Genomic DNA, 14,838 nt, shown 5'->3' with positions numbered 1-14,838 from the left:
TATCGCGACACCATTATTATCTGCAATAATTAAATTTTTATGATGTTATTTTTTGACAACTATATGAGGATAAGGAATCGTTATGCCGTTCTCGTCAAACGCGTTCTTGACCTGCTCCTCCATGTAAAACAAGATCGCGTAATAATTTTCCTGTCTGCCCCATGTGAAAACCGTAATCTCGACGCCGCTGTCAAGATGATCAGAAACGTAAACCTTCGGCTCGGGGTCGGTCAGAATCAGGTCGTTCTGGGAAACAACATCGAGAATAACGCTTCTTACCTTCGTTATATTGTCGTCGTAGCTGACGGAAAAAACATTCTTTACCCTGCGCACCTCGCCTGCGGAGCAATTCACTACGCTGTCGGCGGTCAGCTTGGAATTCGGGATCCTGACAAGCTTGTTGTCAAAGGTGCGGATAGTGGTGAAAAATATCCGCACGCTCTCGACATATCCTTCATATGTGCCGAACTCAATCAGATCTCCTGCGGTGAACGGCTTTGCCACAAGCAAAATCACGCCGCCGACAAAGTTGCTCAGCGTGTTCTGCAGCGCAAGGCTGACGGCTACCGCAGCCGCTCCGATAGCGGTGATGATCGAGTTTATCTCAACGCCGACGTTCGTGAGCGCTATCAGAACCACGATCGTATAGAGCGCGATCTTGACAAACGAGAATGTAAAGGTTTTTACCGTGTGGTCGATTTTGGTTTTCAGCAGGATTTTTCTGATCGGTATCAAAAGAAACTTTACGGCTATGACGCCGACGGCTATTATCACCAGAAAAATCAGTAATTTGCTCAGAAAAGCGTGGTCCCTGAGAAAAGTAAAAATCTGTTCCATAATCTATTCCTCGTCGGAAATGACGCGCTCGGAAATCAGCTCGCCGTTTTCCCACTGACGGATAAGTATCCTTCCCTCCTCGTCGAACGAAACGCCTGTTCCGTTGCGCACGCCGTTCTCGTAGCCGCAGACGTCGAGGAAATTGCCGTCGCTGTCAAAGCGCGCGCCTGTGCCGTTCGGCTTGTTTTCTGTCCATTTTCCGACGTGAATGGTGCCGTCGCTCTGTCGAAAGCCTACGCCGCGTCCGTTTCGTCTGCCTTCCTCCCAGTTACCGAAATAGTTCGGGCTGCCGTCCTTGTAATAGCAGACGCCGAAGCCGCTGCGCTTGTCAAGGCTGTATCCGCCCTCGTAAACCGGGGTTCCGTCGGGAGCGGTCGTTCTGCCTCTGCCTGTACGCTGATTGTTGCCGTCGAGCTGTCCGTAATATGAGTAGACGCCGTTCGGAGTCTTGATTTCCATATCGGACTCGCCTTCCTGCGCAACCTCGTATTCGGGTTCTTCGGGTGCGTCGGAAGCTTCCGGAGCTTCGGTATCGTTTTCCGCCGCGGGTTCTTCAACGGCGGGAATTTCCCCGGTCTCTGTTTCTTCCAAGGCTTCAACAGCTTCATCTGTTTCTTCGGGCACTTCCTCCTCGGGAACAGGCTCCGCGTGACTTACAACCTCGCCGAAGATATTCTTGTTGGTCTTTTGAGCCTCAAGCAGAATACTCTCGATCTTGTCGTAGGCGGAATAAGGTCTTTCCTCCTCGGGAATATTCTCGGTAAGCTCAGAATCCGCCGACTCAATATCCTCTGCGGACAAGAGAGCCGCGTTCTCCAGATCGAGCTTTTCATCAGCTTCGCCGCAAAAATCAGCCGGAGTAAAGCAAAAGCCCTTTCTGTCAAAGGAATAATCTGCGCTGACCGAGGAAGGCGCGAACCGCGAGTCATACCAAAGCATGCCGGCATTGGAATAAACCAGAGCGGCGCATTTTATTCCGCCGTGGTTCTCCGACGGGAAAAGGGTCATCCGGGTTTTTGTATTATCGTCGGAAATTTTTTCGACTCTCAGCGTAAGCAAGCCGTCGGACATGCGCGGATATACGCTTGCGAGCAGCTTGTTTTCTTTTTCCTGATGATAATAATCTGTACGCTGCCAGATGTGGCTGCCGTCATAATATGCGCGCTTGTATACGACGCCGTTGTCGCTGTAGGTCATCACGCAGTAAGAGCCGCCCGACCCTCTGCGGACGGATTGATACGGCTGATGATTCTTTGTGATCTTCCATGAAACCGGCTCGCCCGCCTTCATGGAATAGCTCAGGCTGAGCTGTCTGCCGTCGAGCTCGATTTCGGTTGTATCGCTCTGGGCGCAGTGATTTGAATTAAAATAGTTTGCCCGGACGCCTGCCAAAGCGTCATTTTTAAAATCCGGTTTTTCAAAATCGGATAAAATGACCGAATACAGAATCATGTCCTTCGAGAGCTTTTGTAATCTTGAAAGCATACGAATAATTCCTTTCGGGAAATATAAGAAATAAGGGCGAACTCAGTTCGCCCCGTGAATCCGTGGAATAATCAGATTGAAATTGTCATCGCAATCTTGTAGAGCTCCATATCAAATACGCGCTTCATTTCGAGAGCCTCGTTGATATCAAGGTCTGTGATCTTGCCTTCGCGCATAACAACAACACGGTTGCCGATGTCGTTCTTGAGCAGCTCGACCGCCTTGTAACCCATCTGGCTGGCTACAACTCTGTCTCTGAGCGTCGGAGAACCGCCGCGCTGTACGTGACCGAGAATAGTCGCTCTCGCTTCGATGTCGAGTCTTTGCTCGATATACTTTGCGAGGTCTCTTACGCCGCCGACGCCCTCGGCAACAACTATGATAAAGTGCTTCTTGCCGGTTTTCTGGGTGTTTACAATTCTTGTAATTACGTCGCGCTCAATGTTGTACTTGACCTCGGGAACGAGAATCGCGGTAGCGCCGGTTGCAATACCGGTCTGCAGGGCAATGTCGCCGCAGCGTCTGCCCATAACCTCAACAAGAGAGCAGCGGTCGTGCGACTGAGCTGTATCTCTGATGCGGTCAACCATCTGCAGAGCTGTGTTCATAGCGGTGTCAAAGCCTACGGTGTATTCAGAACAGGCAATATCGTTATCGATAGTACCCGGAACGCCGATACAGTTGATACCCGCGTTTGTGAGGGCTCTAGCGCCGCGGAAAGAACCGTCGCCGCCGATAACTACAACGCCGCTGATGCCGAGACTGCGGCAGAATTCAGCAGCTCTCTGCTGAGCCTCAGGGGTTTTGAACTCCTCGCTTCTCGCTGTGTAGAGCTTTGTGCCGCCGTTGCCGATGATTTCGGAAACAGAGCGAAGGTTCATCTCCTCAACATCCTGGTTGAGCAAGCCGTTGAAGCCGCGGTAAACACCGTAAACCTTCATACCCATATTGATGCCCGAACGTACTACCGCTCTGAACGCCGCGTTCATACCCGGGGCATCGCCGCCGCTGGTTAATACTGCTATAGCTTTTTGCTGTGACATATATTCTACCTCCGTTAAAGGTTATTTTCTTTATATATTATAATACAATCCTCTGCTCTTTACAAGGGGATTTTTTAAATTTGAAAAAAATTCTTACAAAAAATGACACTTTGTTTTTTGTTTTCTTGACATTTAGTGAAATAAATACTATTATTATAATGTATTACTATGTGAGGAGAAAAATAATGACAAACTTATATCTCGCAATTCCGTGCTATAACGAAGAAGAAGTGCTGCGTGATTCCGCAGAAAAGCTTCTGCGCAAGTACGAATCCATGATGTCCCAGCACAAAATCACCTTTGACAGCAAAATCGTTTTTATCGACGACGGTTCAAAGGACAAGACCTGGCAGATCATTGAAGAACTGCACAACGAAAACCCCATTTTTCAGGGCATAAAGCTTTCCCGCAACCGCGGTCACCAGAACGCGCTTCTCTGCGGCCTGATGACTCTCAAGGATAAGGCGGAGGCGGTTATCTCGATCGACGCCGACCTCCAGGACGATATCGAGGTATTCGACGAGATGGTCGCAAAATACGAGGAGGGCTGCGACGTTGTGTACGGAGTCCGTTCAAAGCGCGCGACAGACACCTTCTTCAAGCGCTTTACCGCCGAGGCTTTCTACAAAATCCTCAACCATATGGGAGCCAAGGTTATTTTCAACCACGCCGACTTCCGCCTGATGAGCAAGCGCGCGCTTGAGGCGTTCTCTCAGTACAAGGAAACAAATATCTTCCTCAGAGGCATGGTTCCGCTTATCGGCTACAAGTCCGATATCGTCAAGTACGAGCGCTTCGAAAGACTCGCCGGCGAAAGCAAGTACCCGCTCAAGAAAATGCTCGCGCTCGCCTGGGAAGGCATTACCTCTCTGAGCATTCAGCCTATCAGAATTATCACCTGGTCGGGCGTTATCATCTTCCTTATCAGCATGGTCATGGTGATTTACTCGCTCGTCAGCTTCTTTATCGGCGCGGCGGTCAGCGGCTGGGCAAGCACCCTCTGCTCAATCTGGGCGCTCGGCGGTCTGCAGCTTCTCGCGATCGGTATTATCGGCGAATATATCGGCAAAATATACCTTGAGACCAAGCGCCGTCCGCGTTTTATCGTGGAAAAATATCTTGACGACTGATACAAGGAGCTGAAAGAATGAATATTAAAAAACTGGAGCAGCGCAACAGCTCCATGGATATCCTTCGCATCGTCGCCGTGTTTACGGTTCTTTCCGTTCATTTCTTCCTGCATAACGGCTTCTACAGCGAGCCCGTCACAGGACTTGCCCCGATCGAGGGAATAATCGACAGCATCTCTACCGGCAACGGAGATTCCCTGCACGGTCCGCTGATGTTCCTCGCCCTTGCGATGCGCACCCTGTTCAGCGTCTGCGTACCTCTGTTCATGATTCTGACGGGCTATCTGATGAGCCGCAAGGAACTCAAAAAGGGCTACTACAAGGGCATTCGCAAAACGGTTATCGTGTTTATCCTCGCGACCTTTGCCTGCATGATATTCAAGTCCGTTCACGAGATTCCCGCCGCAAAGGAGGCCTTTTACAGCTTCAACTACGGAGCGATGTTTGAGGCTATTTCGCAGTCGGGCAAGTACAACTTCATCAACTACCTGTTTTCTATCCTCGATTTCACGGGCGCGAACTATTCGTGGTATATCGAAATGTATATCGGAATGTTTCTTATCGCACCCTTCCTCAACCTCGCATACAATAAACTGGGAAGCAAAAAGCACAAGCAGATCCTTGTCGTCACAATGGTCTGCCTCACTATCCTTCCCACAATGCTCAACATATTCAACTTCCAGAGCGCTCAGTGGTGGGTAACTCCCACAAGCAGCGACGAGTTCCAGAAGCTCGTTCCCGCTTACTGGATGGGACTTTATCCCCTCACCTATTATTTTGTCGGCGCGTATCTCAGAGAATACGGTCTGCGCCTTAAAACCGGAGCTGCCGCGGCTCTTTTTGCCGGCACTCTGCTCGCTTCGACCGTGTTCAACTGGTTCCGCAGCTACGGCGGCGGCTTCAAAACCGGCATTTACGGCTTCTGGTACGGCTTCTATCCGTTCGTACTGTCTGTCCTGCTTTTTCTGCTTATCAGCAGAATCAAGACGGAAAACTGGAAACCATCAGTCAAGCTCGCGCTTTGGCGCGTGTCGGACCTCGCGCTCGGAATTTATCTGTGCTCGTTTATTTTTGACTCGCTGATCTACTATAACCTGAACCTGACCGTTCCGGTCATGGTCGACCGTATTCCCTACTACCTGCTCACGGTTCCCGCTTCCTTCCTGTGCTCAGCGCTGCTCTCTTTTGTTCTCGATGTTCTCGCAAAGCTGATTATCAGGGCTTACGAGAAAATCAAAGTACTCGTTTGTGAGCAAATCGCCGCGGGAAATTTCATGAGATGGCAGGACCTGCTCTTTGCCGCTCTGATGTGCTTCGGCGTTATCCTTTCAATCTGGAAGCTGCGCTACGGCTTCGGCGGAAGCGACGAGGCGTTCTACCTCACCGTGCCGCACCGCCTTTCACTCGGCGACGCGCTGTTTACCGACGAATGGCATGTTTCCCAGCTCTCGGGCTTCCTGCTCATTCCGTTCGTATCGCTGTTCAGACTGATAACCGGCTCCACTGACGGAATCATGATCGCGGCTAGAGTGCTGTATCTTGTCCTCCACACCGGAGCAGCCGTCCTTATTTACACAAGACTCAGAAAATACGGCATATTAAGCGTTTTCGGCTGCGCGCTCTATTTTCTTTACACCCCGTATAACATCATGGCGCTCAGCTACAACACAATGGGCATAGAGCTGCTGCTTGTCGCGGGAGTGCTGCTCGCTACCGCGGACTACAAGAAAAAGCTGCTGCCCATACTCAGCGGTCTTGCGTTTGCCGGAGCTGTTCTCTGTAACCCGTACCTGATCGTATGCTTCTTCCTCTACGGCGCCTGCGTCGGCGTGCATTACGCGATAAAGAAAAAGGAAATGCGCTTTGTGCTCAAGAGCGAGATGTTCTCGCTGCGCACCTTCCTGTTCTTCACAGCCGGAGCCGCTTGTCTTGCCGTCGTATTCCTGATTTTCACACTGACAAGAACCGGCTTGGGAGATATCTTCGCGAACATTCCCGAAATGCTCAAGGACCCCGAGCATCCGTCCATTCCCTTCGGCAGAAAGGTCGAAACCTACTTCCAGTCGATTTTCGATATGACTCCGCACTTCAAATATGTGCTCTACGGTTATTTCGCGATGCTCGCGTTTATGATTTTCGACAGAAAGAGAAGGCTCCACCGCGCTGTTTATCTCTGTCTTTCCTGCGCGGCGACAGGTATTTCTCTCATTATGCTGCTGCCCGGCGTGACCTCGACGACCTACAACCATATTATGCTGCCGATGCTCTTCTTAGGCATCACCTCTTATATCCTTATCGAGAACAAGCCGCGTGAGCTCTTTGCAGCGGTATTCGTCACGGGTCTTATCTATTCCTTCTGCATCCACTACGGCTCGAACCAGATGATTTACTGCATCGCGTCGGTCATGGTTGTCGCCAATGTCGCGAGCTTCATCTTCCTCGGAAGGTTGATCAAAGAGATGCGCGAGACCCCCGATAATCTCACCTACGCTGCCGCTTCGCGCATACTGAGCTTCATTCTCGTCGGCATTATCATAGCCTTCCAAGGCGGCGCGCAGATCACAGCCAAGACCTACCATGTGTTCTGGGATTCCGCTCCCGACGCTCTGACCGCTGAGATAAAGCAGGGTCCCGCCTCGGGTATCGTTACTACCGACGCAAATCTCGAAAGCTACAACAATATGTACACTGACATGGTCGCATTCCAGATGAAGGAGCCCGGCAATATTCTCTTTATGAGCTTTGAGACCTGGCCGTACCTTGCGATGAACGACTTCCCCTACGGAACCTTCTCGGCATGGACCGGCAACGAACAGGGCGAAGGCACTCTGTCGAGAATGCGCACTTACTACGAGATGAATCCTGAAAAGACGCCGAAGTATATTTACATTCCGAAATCGGCGAAATGGAACGTGAGCACACTGCTGCCCGAGCTTCAGAGCAAGGGATACACCCTCACGGAAACAAACGTAAGCTATCAGCTTGAGAAAAAATAATAAATAATTAAAACGGCGAAAATAAGTGACAGAATACTTGTAATTTTCGCCGTTTTATGTTATGATTATTTAAAAATCGAACACATTCAAACTACTATATTAAAAGGAGGATTAACCTATGGAGATTACCAAATTATTCGAATCCTGGTGCAAAAACGCGGTTGAGGATCAGGATTTGATTGCCGAGCTCGAGAGTATCAGGGGCGATGAAAAAGAGATCTATGAGCGCTTCTACACCGCTCTCAAATTCGGCACCGCCGGACTCAGAGGCGTTATCGGCGCGGGTACAAACAGAATGAACATCTACGTTGTGCGTCAGGCTACTCAGGGACTTGCCAATTACGTAATTAACAAGTACGGCAAGGGCGCTGTGGCGATTTCGCACGACAGCCGCATCAAGGCTGACCTCTTTATGATCGAGGCGGCAAAGGTTCTCGCGGCGAACGGAATCAAGACATATATCACCAAGGAGCTCCAGCCCACTCCCGTTCTCTCCTATCTGGTGCGCTACTTCAAGTGTCAGGCGGGCATCATGGTAACAGCGAGCCACAACCCCGCAAAATACAACGGCTACAAGGCATACGGCGAGGACGGCTGTCAGATGACCGACAACGCGGCTCAGGCTGTGTATGACGAGATCACAAAGCTCGACATTTTCAGCGACGTCAAGACAATGGACTTTGACGAGGCGATTGAAAAGGGTCTTATCGAATATGTTGACGAGAGCGTTTACGATTCATACCTCGACTGCGTGCTCGAGCAGCAGGTCAACCCGGGAATCTGCGCGGACGCTGACATCAGCGTTGTTTACACTCCGCTCAACGGCGCGGGCAACAAGCTCGTAAGAAAGGTTCTCGGCAAAATCGGCGTCAAGGAGATCAACGTCGTCAAGGAACAGGAGATGCCCGACGGCAACTTCACCACCTGTCCCTATCCCAATCCCGAAATCAAAGAGGCTCTGCAGAAGGGTCTTGAGCTCTGCGCGGAAAAGCAGCCCGATCTGCTTCTCGCCACCGACCCCGACTCCGACCGCGTAGGCATCGCTGTCAAGGATTACGACGGCAGCTACCGCCTTATCACGGGCAACGAGGACGGCGTTATGCTGACAAACTATATCCTCTCCTGCAAAAAGGCTAACGGCACCCTTCCCGAAAAGCCCGTTGTTGTAAAGACTATCGTTTCCACAAAGCTCATCAACAAGCTCTGCGAGAAGTATGACTGCGAGCTCAAAAACGTTCTCACCGGCTTCAAATACATCGGCGAGGTCATTCTAAACCTCGAAAAGAAGGGCGAGGAAAACCGCTACCTCTTCGGCTTTGAGGAAAGCTACGGCTACCTCTCAGGCACGTATGTAAGAGATAAGGACGCGGTTGTAGCCTCAATGCTCATCTGCGAAATGACCGCCTACTACAAGAAGCAGGGCAAGTCTCTCGCAGAGGTCATCGACGGTCTTTACGAGGAATTCGGCTACTATCTCAACCAGACCTTCGCCTTTGAGTTCGAAGGCGCCGAGGGTATGCAGAAGATGGCTCAGCTTATGTCCTCCACCAGAGAGAATCTTCCCGCTTCCGTCGGAAAATACAAGGTCGTCAAGGTCAGCGACTACCAGCTCAAGAAGGAGACCGACCTTCTGACCGGCGAGGTCGAGCAGCTCACTCTGCCCACCTCAAACGTTATCGCGCTTCACCTTGAGGGCGACAACGGCGTTATCATCCGTCCCAGCGGCACAGAGCCGAAAATCAAGCTCTATATCACCGCTGTCGGAACCGATAAGGACAACGCGTTTGCTGTCTGCGACGAAATCGTAACGGCTTCAAAGCAGCTCCTCGGTCTGTAATTTATGGCAAAAATTTTCCCCTGACGTCTGTCAGGGGATTTTTTTGCGTTTCCATTCCGCTCCGTCAGAAATCGCGGAGGCATACGGCACGTCGACCTTATCATCGTATCTCAGTCCGAAATACGTGCTCTTGCTGCTGTGCATGCTCCATTCGGGGTCGTAGATAAGGCCGTTGATTTCAGCCCAGCCGTGACCGCCGCTGTTTATCGCGTAGCTCTCGGTATAGCCTATCGCTCTGCCTACATACGCAAACGCCGCTCCGTAGCTGTAGCAGTCGCCTTTACCGTAAACGAAAATATCATTGGCGCAAACTATATGCCAGTCGTCCTCGCGGTATGGCGGATTGTGGCGGACGCCCTCGAGGTAATCGCTCTTTATCGAATCGAAGCAGACCTTGAGCTTGTCCTCCTTGGACATCGAGCTGTTCGTCCATTTCGCGACGTCCTTGCAGGCGAGGTGAAGTGTCTTGTCGGACTCGGTGACAACCTTCGCCGCGACTCCGCAGATGACGTTCCAGTCCTCTCCGTTTACCGTCACGCCGTCGCAGTAGTTATTATCGACCTGTCCGTTTGAGCCGACATAGTAATATCCGTCGGCGTCATTGCCTATTATTGTGTTCACAGAGGACTGCGTCGTCGGCTGTGCAGTAGTTGGCGGAGCTGTGGTTTCAGCCGCCTTTTTGGTAAGCATGATCGTTATGCCGTCTGTCAAATAGTTATTCATATCAGAGCGGCTTTCATATTCGTTGATATCAAAACCCGCCTGCGCTATTGCCTGTTCAACAGTACCGCCGACAAGCTCGGTCTGCTCGGTTTTGCTGCCGTCGGTGACAGTTACCCTCGCGTATCGCCTGACAGTGATCTCGTCCGCGTTTGAATCACGCCATGCTACAGATATTTCAGGCTCGACCCTATCGCGTGTACTCAATTTGATGCCGGCTTCATTCAGAATATCCTCTACCGTCATATTATCCTTGCCGTCGACAGTAATCGTCCTTCCGTTATCGTTGACGGAGACAGTCACTTCTTTTCCGAAAAAGGAACACGAGGAAAAGCTGAATAAAATTAGTAAAATTAAAATCAATCGCGAAAAAGCGTAATTAACCCGCATCACTCTTTTGCTCCTAATAGAATTTCTTATCACTATTATATTATATTTCCTGCACCGATGTCAATAGACTTTGCCCATAGTGACAACACAAATAAAGTTTGTTAATCGTACACAAAAAAGTTTTGTTATTTACTAATCATTATTCTCACAATGAATTATTTATTATTCTTTTGCGCAAAATAACATTGTGATTTAGCATAATGCGCAATAGTTCATTGCGAATAATATGACAAATTAGTTGAAAAATAATCTTTTTTCAGCACATTTTGCAACTCTGCCGTTTTTACGCTTCAAAATTTGATTTGACACACAACACGCGAAATGATATAATTATAACTGTGAGGAAACTCACAAAAGGAAGGTATAGTTTTATGAGTGAAGAAAGAATCACTGTGATAAACCCCTTTGCTAAAATGGGTTTGTCAAACGCGAACGCGGCGTCAAAAAAAAAGAACCGCTGTGATGTTTGCGTCGGTACCGGAATTATCCGATACGAGATTATCGGTGATAAACGCATCGAAATGCAGTGTCCTCACTGCCTCGGTACCGGTATACGACACTTAAAACCCGTTAAGTAATCACAGCAAATGACGCGCAAGCGTAAAAAAGAGCGCCATAGCGAAAGGTATCCCCTTTCGTTATGACGCTTTTTCTGTTTTTTAAATCACCAAATCGCTCTCCTCGATTTTTTCGTTGAAGAAGGCGATTATTTTTATGCAGGGCTTTCTGAGAAGAAGTCCCAGCAGAAGCGCGGGAATAATAAAGAGCATGAGCATTCCGAGGTTGTAGAGATACGAGCTGACGTCCACACCCGCGACGGTCTCACGCAGAGCATTGATACCGTATTTGAACGGCAAAAACGGCGCGATAGCCTTGAACGGTCCCGGCAGAACCTCTATCGGGAAGGTGCCGCCCGAACCGGCGACCTGCATGATAAGGATAATGACAGCGAGAGCCTTGCCGATCACGCTGAACGTTATCGTAAGAGAATAGATTATAAGCGAATACACAAGACTGGAGAGCATGCAGGTTATCACGAACAGCAGCGGGTTGTCGCACTGTATCTTGAGGAAGAACAGGTCGCCCAGCGCGATGATTATCGCCTGAATCTGACTTATCACGAGAAACATCAGGTATCTGCCGAAGAAAAGCTGCACAGGGTTTGCCTTGCCGAGCTTTTTGCGGTCGCTTTCCGTAAGGTCAACATTGAGAACGGCAACCAGAACAACGCCGCCTACCCACAGCGCAAGCGCGGAATAGAACGGAGTCATGGCGGAGCCGTAGTTTTCGATCGGATAGACGCGGTTGGTATCGTAGGAAACAGGCTCTGAAAGGAAGCTGCCGAGCGCCTTGGGATCCTCGATGACCGGAATAATCAGATTTTCAAGCGTCTCGTTGTTCTTTGCCGTATCGATTTTATCAACCGCCTTGTCAATGCGGTCTGAAAGGCTGTTGAGGTATGTCTTGAGGTTATTAAGCACGCCCTTGAGATCGTCGACGGTCGTTGCGGCTGTGTCGAAGGTTTTGTCAAGCTGATCGGTCGTGCCGCTGACGGTCTGCGCAAAGTCTGCGACACTGTCGAGCTTTGTGAAGGAATTATTGAGCGCAGAATCGATCTCGCCCTTGACAGAGCTGAATTCGGACGATGCCGCGGCAACTGAGGACTCCGCGTCCGAAATAAGACTGTCAAGCTCAGCCTTTGCGTTTGCCGGAACCTCGCCCTTTGTTTTGATCGTGTCGCAAATCGCGTCGATCTTGTCGATGATCGCGTTCTGCTTTTCGTTTGAGCTCTCGAGCTTTGAGATAACCTTTGAGCAATCTATGCCGAGGTTGGTCTGAATTCCGTTGAAGATAGAGATCAGCTTGTTATTGACGGCTATCCTGCTCTGGTTAATGACCTCGATTTTGCTGATTTTGGAAGCGACGGCGTTCGCGTCTGTGCTGACGGTGGAAAAAGCGTCGTCAAGCTGAGTTGAAATGCTCTGAGCGTATGAGTCGCCCGAGGTGATAAGATTATCTATCACGGTCGTCAGCTGTGCGGCTGTGCTCTGGGTCGAGGAAATCAAGCCCTTGATATCCCCGGTCACAACGCCGACATTCGCGAGTGATTTCCGGATAGTGGGAATCATATCCTTGTTGGATTTTATCAGATCGCTGACAGAATCGAGCGAGGTTATCAGCAGATCTACGGAGTCGTTGAAGCTCTTGATATCGGTCTTGGCGTTACCGAGAGCCGTGGTGAGCTTATCGGCGATTTTCTCCTTCTCACCCTCAAGCTCCTCCTCGGTAAAGTTGAGCGTAGTGGCGATAGTCTCGGCGATCGTGCTGACGTATGCGGCGTCAACCGACTCCTGTATCGTCGAAATGCCCTTATCGGTGATCTTCGGGGCTATGGCGTTTTTCTTCTCGTTAACAAAGTATTGCAGCTTAGCCTGACTGAACTTGCCTGAGGTTATCGACAGGAGATTCTCTGAAAAGTCCTCGGGAATGACAACTGCGGCGTAATACTTGCCGTTTTCTACGCCCTGAACCGCTTCGTCCTCGTCATCGACAAATTCCCAGCCCATTTTATCATTTGCCTTGAGCCCGTCGGTGATCTTTTCGCCGGCGTTGATTTCCATGCTTTTGAACTTACAGCCCTTGTCAAGCATGCATACCGCAAAGGAAATACCTCCCGTGCTCGAATAAGGGTCCCAGTTAGCCGCGATGTTGAACCACGCGTATAACGCGGGCAGAATCGTTATTCCTATCACTACGACAAAGACGATAAGATTCTTTGTCAGGCTGTGTAAATCCAAACGGAATACAGAGAATATCTTTTTCATGTCTGCTCTTCCTCCTCGTTTGCTTCCTCGTCCTTCTTATCGCCGGTCAGTCCGAGGTATTCCTTGAATTTGTGATACCTGTATTCCGCCCGTATCATCAGTGCGACCGTGTAAAGCACCGTGATGACCCAAAGTATCAAAAACGAGATTTTGCTCTCGAGCGTGAATATCAGCGTCAGAAAAACGACGCCTGAGATAAGTACGAACAGCGGTCCGTATTTTTTGTATTTCTCGCGTTTGCGCCTTGCTTCCTCATAAGCCTCGGTGACCCGCAGAAACACCTGATGCTCGTCAGACTTTATTTCCAAAGACTCCTTATTTTCAGTGCTCACTTTCTTCTCTCCCCTCTCTGACGGTCATTCCCGCCTTAATCAGGCGGAACATTCTGACCGCCGCGTCATAGTACAGCCCCTGTGCGTTTTCAATGGCAATATCGAGCGTCATAGGAGCGTTTACAGTCGTAATCAGCGAGCTGATTCCGCAGGAAAAGATATTTTCCGCGCCTTTTCCGAGCGAGCCGCACAATCCTATCGCGGGTATTCCCTTGGCTTTGGCGCGTTTTCCCACTCCGCTCATCACCTTGCCGAAGGCGCTCTGCCAATCAGCGCGGCCTTCGCCCGTCACTACCAGATCAACGCCTTCAAGAAGGCTGTCAAAATCGATCAGATCGAGAACGGTATCTACGCCCGCCCTCATTTCTCCGCTGCAAAAGACTTTTAACGCCGCGCCTAATCCGCCTGCCGCGCCTGCTCCCTCAACCGAATCGCAGTCGATATTAAATCTGCGCTTTATGACCTCGCGGTAATTTTGCATGCCCGATTCAAGCCTTGCGACAGTTTTTTTATCGGCGCCCTTCTGAGCAGCAAAGTTGCGCGCGGCTCCGTTTTCGCCGCAGAGAGGATTCCTGACATCGCACATGACGGTTATCCGGCAGCTGCCGAGTCTTTTGTCGATATTATCGGTATCTATGTAATCGACCTTCTCCAGATCTCTGCCGAAGCCTTCGAGCTCATTTCCCGGGAAATCGAGAAAACGGACTCCCAGCGCGCGCATACAGCCCATTCCGCCGTCGTTTGTAGCGGAGCCGCCTATTGCGACGGTGATGTCGCGGCAGCCGTTGTCAAGCGCGTGAAGAATCAGCTCGCCTGTGCCGTATGTGGTGGTATTCAGCGGATTACGGAGATTTTCGGGCACCAGAGTAAGTCCCGAAGCAGAATCCATCTCGATGATCGCCCTGTTATCGTCGAGCAAGCCGTATGACGCGCTGATACGCTTCATCAACGGGTCATGCACATCGGCGCTGACGGTTTTGCCGCTGACAGCGGACACAACGGCGTCCACTGTTCCCTCTCCTCCGTCGGCAACCGCGACGCTTTTGCACTCGCAGCGCCCGAATACCTCATCAGCCGCCTTTTCGAGCAGCATAGCTGTCTGAAGGCTGGTCAGGCTGCCCTTGAACGAATCCGAAGCGAATAACAGCTTTATCGGTTTGTCATTCATATATTAACTCCTGTCAAGATTTTACATAAATATATTATATCATATAATAACTGTTTTGTGTAGATTTATTAAAGA

The 14,838-nt window shown here is 50.2% G+C and carries 11 protein-coding genes; 4 read left to right on the top strand and 7 right to left on the bottom strand.

Translation table 11 applies throughout. The features are described 5' to 3' along the window. Positions 1 to 45: 45 nt before the first annotated feature. From KQI64_RS03390 to pfkA, 3 genes are all read right to left on the bottom strand, one after another. On the bottom strand, positions 46 to 837 hold the full coding sequence (locus KQI64_RS03390) for a mechanosensitive ion channel family protein (protein ID WP_216523333.1): 792 nt from the start codon (positions 835 to 837) through the stop codon (positions 46 to 48). 3 nt (positions 838 to 840) lie between these two features. Next, entirely contained in the window at positions 841 to 2,322 is a 1,482-nt protein-coding gene (locus KQI64_RS03385; RefSeq protein ID WP_216523332.1) for a hypothetical protein, read from the bottom strand. Between the two features lie 71 nt (positions 2,323 to 2,393). Continuing rightward, the gene (gene pfkA / locus KQI64_RS03380; RefSeq protein ID WP_216523331.1) at positions 2,394 to 3,365 is read right to left on the bottom strand and encodes a 6-phosphofructokinase; all 972 of its coding nucleotides are present in this window, start codon (positions 3,363 to 3,365) and stop codon (positions 2,394 to 2,396) included. Between the two features lie 185 nt (positions 3,366 to 3,550). Here pfkA and KQI64_RS03375 point away from each other — a divergent pair, with 185 nt between their 5' ends. The 3 genes from KQI64_RS03375 to KQI64_RS03365 all read left to right on the top strand — a co-directional run bounded on the left by KQI64_RS03375 (position 3,551) and on the right by KQI64_RS03365 (position 9,328). Next, complete coding sequence (locus tag KQI64_RS03375; RefSeq protein WP_253289174.1) at positions 3,551 to 4,495, top strand: glycosyltransferase family 2 protein; 945 nt, start codon at positions 3,551 to 3,553, stop codon at positions 4,493 to 4,495. A gap of 17 nt (positions 4,496 to 4,512) precedes the next feature. Continuing rightward, a complete protein-coding gene (locus KQI64_RS03370) occupies positions 4,513 to 7,491 on the top strand; it encodes an acyltransferase (protein WP_216523330.1) in 2,979 nt (992 codons plus the stop codon). Positions 7,492 to 7,609: 118 nt separating this feature from the next. Beyond that, complete coding sequence (locus KQI64_RS03365; protein WP_216523329.1) at positions 7,610 to 9,328, top strand: phospho-sugar mutase; 1,719 nt, start codon at positions 7,610 to 7,612, stop codon at positions 9,326 to 9,328. 30 nt (positions 9,329 to 9,358) lie between these two features. On the opposite strand, the gene KQI64_RS03360 is transcribed toward KQI64_RS03365, so the two are convergent. Further along, the gene (locus KQI64_RS03360) at positions 9,359 to 10,351 is read right to left on the bottom strand and encodes a ubiquitin-like domain-containing protein (protein WP_216523328.1); all 993 of its coding nucleotides are present in this window, start codon (positions 10,349 to 10,351) and stop codon (positions 9,359 to 9,361) included. Between the two features lie 458 nt (positions 10,352 to 10,809). Here KQI64_RS03360 and KQI64_RS03355 point away from each other — a divergent pair, with 458 nt between their 5' ends. Further along, on the top strand, positions 10,810 to 11,016 hold the full coding sequence (locus KQI64_RS03355; protein WP_216523327.1) for a zinc finger-like domain-containing protein: 207 nt from the start codon (positions 10,810 to 10,812) through the stop codon (positions 11,014 to 11,016). A gap of 81 nt (positions 11,017 to 11,097) precedes the next feature. On the opposite strand, the gene KQI64_RS03350 is transcribed toward KQI64_RS03355, so the two are convergent. From KQI64_RS03350 to KQI64_RS03340, 3 genes are read right to left on the bottom strand one after another with little or no spacing between them, the layout of a single operon-like run. After that, positions 11,098 to 13,263: a YhgE/Pip domain-containing protein gene (locus tag KQI64_RS03350; RefSeq protein WP_216523326.1), complete on the bottom strand. Its 2,166-nt coding sequence runs from the start codon at positions 13,261 to 13,263 to the stop codon at positions 11,098 to 11,100. Further along, complete coding sequence (locus tag KQI64_RS03345) at positions 13,260 to 13,595, bottom strand: hypothetical protein (protein WP_216523325.1); 336 nt, start codon at positions 13,593 to 13,595, stop codon at positions 13,260 to 13,262. Before KQI64_RS03345 ends, KQI64_RS03350 begins: the two co-directional genes overlap by 4 nt. After that, entirely contained in the window at positions 13,585 to 14,748 is a 1,164-nt protein-coding gene (locus tag KQI64_RS03340; RefSeq protein ID WP_216523335.1) for a glycerate kinase family protein, read from the bottom strand. Before KQI64_RS03340 ends, KQI64_RS03345 begins: the two co-directional genes overlap by 11 nt. Between the last annotated feature and the right edge of the window lie 90 nt (positions 14,749 to 14,838).

The organism is Lachnoclostridium sp. MSJ-17 (assembly GCF_018918205.1).
Taxonomy (GTDB): domain Bacteria; phylum Bacillota; class Clostridia; order Oscillospirales; family Acutalibacteraceae; genus Ruminococcoides.
Note: the sequence above shows the minus strand (reverse complement) of the source record. Positions and strands in the feature narration are given on the sequence as shown.

What these genes read in the sequence shown, in the direction of transcription:
- KQI64_RS03390 (WP_216523333.1), bottom strand. Translation starts at nt 837, where the DNA reads ATGGAACAGATTTTTACTTTTCTCAGGGACCACGCTTTTCTGAGCAAA.
- KQI64_RS03385 (WP_216523332.1), bottom strand. Translation starts at nt 2,322, where the DNA reads ATGCTTTCAAGATTACAAAAGCTCTCGAAGGACATGATTCTGTATTCG.
- pfkA (WP_216523331.1), bottom strand. Translation starts at nt 3,365, where the DNA reads ATGTCACAGCAAAAAGCTATAGCAGTATTAACCAGCGGCGGCGATGCC.
- KQI64_RS03375 (WP_253289174.1), top strand. Translation starts at nt 3,551, where the DNA reads ATGACAAACTTATATCTCGCAATTCCGTGCTATAACGAAGAAGAAGTG.
- KQI64_RS03370 (WP_216523330.1), top strand. Translation starts at nt 4,513, where the DNA reads ATGAATATTAAAAAACTGGAGCAGCGCAACAGCTCCATGGATATCCTT.
- KQI64_RS03365 (WP_216523329.1), top strand. Translation starts at nt 7,610, where the DNA reads ATGGAGATTACCAAATTATTCGAATCCTGGTGCAAAAACGCGGTTGAG.
- KQI64_RS03355 (WP_216523327.1), top strand. Translation starts at nt 10,810, where the DNA reads ATGAGTGAAGAAAGAATCACTGTGATAAACCCCTTTGCTAAAATGGGT.
- KQI64_RS03350 (WP_216523326.1), bottom strand. Translation starts at nt 13,263, where the DNA reads ATGAAAAAGATATTCTCTGTATTCCGTTTGGATTTACACAGCCTGACA.